The following is a 5707-nucleotide window of genomic DNA, read 5'->3' as shown; positions in this document are numbered from 1 at the left end:
CATTGCTCGTGGGAGCGGCGGTTCGCCGATGCGACTTGCCCCGCGATTCTGCCAGCGCTTACTTGCCGGTCCACTCCTTGACCCGCTCCGGATGCTTGGTCACCCAGTCCTTGGCCGCTGCCTCCGGCTTGGCGCCTTCCTGGATCGCCAGCATCACCTCACCGATCTCATCCTTGGACTGCCACTGGAACTTCTTGAGGAACTCGGCCACTTCCGGGGCCTTGCTCGCCAGTTCCTTGCTACCGATGCTGTTGACGGTTTCGGCGGCACCGTACACGCCTTTCGGATCCTCGAGGAACTTCAGCTTCCATTTGGCGAACATCCAGTGCGGTACCCAGCCGGTCACGGCAATGGACTGTTGCTTGGCGTAGGAGCGGCCCAGTTCCGCGGTCATCGCCGCGCCGGAACTGGCGGTCAGCTTGTAGCCGGTCAAGCCGTAGTCCTTGATGGCCTGATCGGTCTTGAGCATGACCCCGGAGCCGGCATCGATACCGACGATCTTCTGCTTGAAGCTCTGATCGGTCTTGAGATCTTCGATACTGTTGGCCTTGACGTACTCGGGGACGATCAGGCCGATCTTGGCGTCCTTGAAGTTGGGGCCGTAGTCGACCACGTTGTCCTTGTTCTTGGTCCAGTACTCGCCGTGGGTCACCGGCAGCCAGGCCGAGAGCATGGCGTCGAGCTTGCCGGTGGCCACGCCCTGCCACATGATGCCGGTGGCAACGGCCTGCAGCTTCACGTCATAGCCGAGTTTCTGCCTGATCACTTCGGCGGCCACGTTGGTGGTGGCGACGCTGTCGGACCAGCCATCCACGTAACCGATGCTGACTTCCTTGGCCATTGCCTGCGCAGTACTCATGGCCAAAACCAGGGCGGTGCCCACGCCCAGGAAACGTCGCATTCTTGTAATAGTCGCCATCAAAGCATCCCTCGTCAGGTCTTGGAGATTGCATCATCGACCTGCCTCGCCCTGCGACCTGCTCTGTCAGCGACCTTCAGCGAGCGATCAGCGACAGCACTGTGCCATTAGCGCCATGCAACTGTGGCGGTCTGCGCGATCCTTGCATGCCAAAGGCTTGGCGCCGGGCTACTATCACGAGTCCTCGGGGCTGCGCAGCGGCCCCAGTTCCCGAATACGACGATGGACCGCCCGATGTTGCGCACGCTCTACCTGCTCGCCAGCCTGCTCGCCTTCCTCTGTCTCGCCGCCCTCTGGTATGGGCTCGGCAGGCCGGTGCACCTGCCCGATGCCGCCAGCCCGACGCACAAGCTGCAGTGCGCCTCGTACACCCCCTTCGACAAGGACCAGTCGCCCTTCGACCAGCCGTTCCGTCTGCGCCCGGCGCGCATGGACGCCGACCTGGCGTTGCTCAGCGAGCGTTTCCAGTGCATCCGCACCTATTCGATGACCGGCCTCGAGGCGATCCCGGCGCTGGCGCGCAAACACGGGCTGAAAGTGATACTCGGCGCCTGGGTCAACGCCAACCCGGTGGACACCGACAAGGAAGTCGAGTTGCTGATCGCCGCGGCCAACGCCAACCCCGATGTGGTCAGCGCGGTGATCGTCGGCAACGAGGCGCTGTTGCGCAAGGAAGTCACCGGCGAACGCCTGGCCGGCCTGATCGCCAAGGTCAAACGCCAGGTCAGCGTGCCAGTGACCTACGCCGATGTCTGGGAGTTCTGGCTGCAGCATCCGCAGATCGCACCGGCGGTGGATTTCCTGACCATCCACCTGCTGCCCTACTGGGAGGACGAGCCCCGCGGCATCGATGCGGCGCTGGCCCATGTCGCCGAGGTGCGCCAGGTGTTCGGCAACCGCTTTGCGCCCAAGGACATCCTGATCGGCGAAACCGGCTGGCCAAGCGAGGGCCGCCAGCGCGAAACCGCCGAGCCGAGCCGGGTCAACGAGGCCCGCTTCATCCGCGGCTTCGTCGCCCTGGCCGAAGCCAACGGCTGGCGCTACAACCTGATCGAAGCCTTCGACCAGCCGTGGAAGCGCGCCAGCGAAGGCGCCGTGGGCGGCTACTGGGGGCTGTACGACGCCGACCGCCACGATAAGGGCGTGCTCGAAGGGCCGGTGAGCAACCTGGCACTGTGGCCACAATGGTTGCTGGCCAGCGTGGTTCTGGTGCTGGCGGTCCTGGCCTTGGCCGGGCGCCCGGCCGACCAGCGCGCCGCCCTGCTGCTGCCGTTGCTGGCGGCCCTGGGCGCCGGCTGTCTGGGACTGTGGGGTGAGCTGATGCGCACCAACGCGCGTTTTGCCGGCGAATGGCTGTGGGCGTTTGCCCTGGCCGGGCTGAACCTGCTGGTGCTGGCCCACGGCGCGCTGGCGCTGGCCCGCCGTGACGGCTGGCGCCAGCGGCTGTTCGCCTGGCTCGAGGCGCACGCGGGCATATGGTTGCTGGCGGCGGGTTTCGCAGCGGCAGTGAGCATGCTGGCGATGGTGTTCGATCCGCGCTATCGCAGTTTCCCCAGCGCGGCATTGCTGCTGCCGGCGCTGGTCTATCTGTTGCGGCCAGTACCGGCGCGGCGGGCGGAGGTGGCGCTACTGGCCTTCATCGTAGGTGCCGGAGTAGCGCCGCAGCTGTTCCGCGAAGGGCTGCAGAATTCGCAAGCGTGGGGCTGGGCGGTGGTCAGCGTGTTGATGGTCGGGGCGTTGTGGCGCAGCCTGAGGTTGCGCCCGGCGTGAAACCGAGCGCGAGGACTTCATCCTCGATTCGCCGGCAAGCCGGCTCCCACAGAAAAGCGCTTCAGACCTTGCCGGCGATGGGCCGCCTCAGCGGCCCTGTATCTACCGTACCAGCCGCAACCCCGCCAGGACCAACGCAAACACCGCGATGCTCGCGGTATACAGCACCAGCGCCGGCACCCCGAACACCAACGCCAGCACCGCCAGCCACCAGCCGCCCCGTCCCGGCCACAGCTGGCAGACCAGCGCCAGGCCCAGCGCCCCCCAGGCCATGACCTGGAAATGAATTCCCAGCCCGAGCAATGATCGCGCCTGGCACTGCCAGATCGCCCCTGGAGCGCTGCACACCCCCACCCACCGGGCATCCTCCATCAACCCATAACGCACGCCATAGCTGGCCGCCAGCCACAGGCCCAGGCACGCCAGCAAGACAAAGAGTGGCCAGGTACGAGACATCCGGTTCTCCAACAGCGGTAATGGAAACGCTGCATGATCCCCCAGTGGGGTGATGAAAGGCAAAATCATGGCCAGGCAGCTATGTTGCACAAGACAAACGTTGGCTGGCGCGGCAACATCTGGTGCGACGAACGACAGGGCGACGGGCAACTTTGTCCAGTCGGCCGTGGTCCTAGTGTCCTGTCCTGGAAACAAGACGTTCACTTCTGCCCGCAAAGGTGAAGGTTTTTCCGAGACAGGACACTAGGGTCTGTACGAAATGTGTCTGCGCGAAGACCAGACAAGGCGAAACGGGGGGAGGAAGCGGAGTGTACTGGAGTACATGAGCATTCCGAGCCCCGTTTCAACGCAGTATGGGCGAGCGCAGATACATTTCGTACAGAGCCTGGCCTGCGTACCGCACGACCTTGCACTTTCCTTGGGGGACTACATGCTTCGATCTTTGCGCCTTGCCGCCCTGCTGGGTGGCCTGCTCATGGCGGTGGCCGCCTCGGCGCGGGATATCGATGCCGCGAGCTACGGTTACCCGTTGACCAACCCGTTCGAGGCGACCATCGCCACCACGCCGCCGGAGCAGCGCCCGACGCTGCCCAGCGACGATGACATCGACCAGGCCGACTACAGCCTCACCCTGCGCCCGGAGCGCGAGTTCACCCTGCCCGACAATTTCTGGTCGGTGAAGAAACTGCGTTACCGCCTGGCCAAGCAAGACCACGAAGCGCCGCTGATCTTCCTGATCGCCGGCACCGGCGCGCCCTACTCCAGCAGCATCAACGAATACCTGAAGAAGCTGTTCTACCAGGCCGGCTACCATGTGGTGCAGCTGTCCTCGCCCACCAGCTGGGACTTCATGAGCGCCGCCTCGCGCTTCGCCACCCCCGGGGTGTCGAGCGAGGACGCCAAGGACCTGTATCGGGTCATGCAGGCGGTGCGCGCCCAGCAAGCGCGCCTGCCGGTCAGCGAGTACTACCTCACTGGCTACAGCCTGGGCGCACTGGACGCGGCGTTCGTCAGCAAGCTCGACGAAACCCGCCAGAGCTTCAAGTTCAAGCGTGTGCTGCTGCTCAACCCGCCGGTCAACCTGTACACCTCGATCACCAACCTGGACAAGCTGGTGCAGACCCGGGTCAAGGGCATCGACCGCAGCACCACCTTCTATGAACTGATGCTGGAAAAGCTCACCCGCTACTTCCAGGACAAGGGCTACATCGACCTCAACGATGCGTTGCTCTACGACTTCCAGAAGTCGCGGGAGCACCTGTCCAACGAGCAGATGGCCATGCTCATCGGCACCTCGTTCCGCTTCTCGGCCGCCGACATCGCCTTTACCTCCGACCTGATCAACCGGCGCGGGCTGATCATTCCGCCGAAGTTCCCGATCACCGAGGGCAGCAGCCTGGAGCCCTTCTTCAAACGGGCCCTGCAGTGCGACTTCGACTGCTACCTGACCGAGCAGGTGATCCCCATGTGGCGCGCGCGCACCGACGGCAACAGCCTGCTGCAACTGATCGATCAGGTGAGCCTGTACGCGTTGGAGGACTATCTGCGCGACAACCCGAAGATCGCCGTGATGCACAACGCCGACGATGTCATCCTCGGCCCCGGCGACATCGGCTTCCTGCGCCGGGTCTTCGGCGAACGCCTGACGCTCTACCCCCATGGCGGCCATTGCGGCAACCTCAACTACCGCGTCAACAGCGACGCCATGCTGGAGTTCTTCCGTGGTTAACAGACTGCTGCTCGTCACCGCCCTGCTCGCCAGCGGCTGCGCCCTGGCCGAGGAAGTCGCGCCGCGTGCCAGCGTGGTCGAGGCCGACAAGACCGAAACGCTCACCGTGGAATCCGACGGTTTCGTCGACCCGCTGCGCGAACTGAAATTCAACCCCGGCCTGGACCAGCGCGAGTTCGAACGCTCGACCCTGGCCGCGCTGAACATCTACGACCCGCTGGAGTCGCTGAACCGGCGCATCTACCACTTCAACTACCGCTTCGACGAGTGGGTGTTCCTGCCGGTGGTCGACGGCTACCGCTACATCACCCCGAGCTTCGTGCGCACCGGGGTGAGCAACTTCTTCAACAACCTGGGTGATGTGCCCAACCTGTTCAACAGTGTGCTGCAGCTCAAGCCCAAGCGCTCGGCGCAGATCACCGCCCGATTGATGTTCAACACCATCATCGGGGTCGGCGGCTTGTGGGACCCGGCGACCAAGATGGGCCTGCCTCGGCAGAGCGAGGACTTCGGCCAGACCCTGGGCTTCTACGGGGTGCCGGACGGACCGTACCTGATGCTGCCGATCCTCGGCCCGTCGAACCTGCGCGACACCACCGGGCTGGTGGTGGATTACGTGGGGGAGAAGGAAATCAACTACCTGAACGTACCCGACACCGCCAGCGACCACCCGGAGCTCACCGTGCTGCGGGCAGTGGACAAGCGCTACACCACCAACTTCCGCTACGGGCAGACCAACTCACCGTTCGAGTACGAGAAGCTGCGATACGTGTACACCCAGTCGCGCAAGTTGCAGATCGCCGAGTAAGCATGGGGCCGCTGGGGGGGGGGGG

General features: G+C 64.5%; 5 protein-coding genes. 3 read left to right on the top strand and 2 right to left on the bottom strand.

Annotated elements, in window-relative coordinates; translation table 11 throughout:
* Positions 1-58: 58 nt before the first annotated feature.
* The gene (locus ACODS9_RS26355; protein ID WP_489095111.1) at positions 59-919 is read right to left on the bottom strand and encodes a glycine betaine ABC transporter substrate-binding protein; all 861 of its coding nucleotides are present in this window, start codon (positions 917-919) and stop codon (positions 59-61) included.
* A gap of 222 nt (positions 920-1141) precedes the next feature.
* Here ACODS9_RS26355 and ACODS9_RS26350 point away from each other — a divergent pair, with 222 nt between their 5' ends.
* Positions 1142-2689, top strand: coding sequence for a glycoside hydrolase family 17 protein (locus tag ACODS9_RS26350; protein WP_489095110.1), 1548 nt, complete (start codon positions 1142-1144; stop codon positions 2687-2689).
* Positions 2690-2791: 102 nt separating this feature from the next.
* Here ACODS9_RS26350 and ACODS9_RS26345 read toward each other — a convergent pair whose 3' ends face one another.
* The gene (locus ACODS9_RS26345; protein ID WP_367858204.1) at positions 2792-3145 is read right to left on the bottom strand and encodes a hypothetical protein; all 354 of its coding nucleotides are present in this window, start codon (positions 3143-3145) and stop codon (positions 2792-2794) included.
* 430 nt (positions 3146-3575) lie between these two features.
* Between ACODS9_RS26345 and ACODS9_RS26340 the strand changes: the two genes are divergently transcribed.
* Both ACODS9_RS26340 and ACODS9_RS26335 read left to right on the top strand, forming a co-directional pair.
* Positions 3576-4874 carry a serine/threonine protein kinase gene (locus ACODS9_RS26340; protein WP_401106295.1) on the top strand — a complete coding sequence of 433 codons (1299 nt, stop codon included), beginning with the start codon at positions 3576-3578 and terminating at the stop codon, positions 4872-4874.
* Positions 4867-5682: an MlaA family lipoprotein gene (locus ACODS9_RS26335; protein ID WP_046854576.1), complete on the top strand. Its 816-nt coding sequence runs from the start codon at positions 4867-4869 to the stop codon at positions 5680-5682. Before ACODS9_RS26340 ends, ACODS9_RS26335 begins: the two co-directional genes overlap by 8 nt.
* The last annotated feature ends 25 nt before the right edge of the window (positions 5683-5707 follow it).

Source organism: Pseudomonas sp. FG36 (assembly GCF_057809275.1).
This window is presented reverse-complemented; position numbering and strand designations above follow the sequence as displayed.